Annotated in this window: 1 pseudogene; it reads left to right on the plus strand. The window is 55.6% G+C overall.

Going from position 1 to position 232, the window contains the following annotated elements:
- Positions 1–203: pseudogene (locus KVT28_RS28050) on the plus strand (GalU regulator GalF); the annotation flags it as partial.
- Positions 204–232 lie beyond the last annotated feature (29 nt).

The following is a 232-nucleotide window of genomic DNA, read 5'->3' on the forward strand; positions in this document are numbered from 1 at the left end:
GCGCATGGGGCCGTGTTCAGCAGACCGATGGTAGCGCCACGCTGAGCAAGAAGAAGCCAGTTGATGTGCAGCTGCTGACCGGTACCAGCTAGGACTGCGGGCGTAAACTCGGTTATATGCAGGCATTCGTCTCTTACGGCCTGCGTAACAACGATCAGGGCCGCGATTTCCGCGATTCTATTCAGAATCTCCTGGCGAAATAAGCTTTCTCATTCTCTACCGCGCCTCTAGC

It is taken from the genome of Pantoea sp. GbtcB22 (assembly GCF_019091025.1).
GTDB classification, from domain to species: Bacteria; Pseudomonadota; Gammaproteobacteria; order Enterobacterales; family Enterobacteriaceae; genus Pantoea; species Pantoea leporis.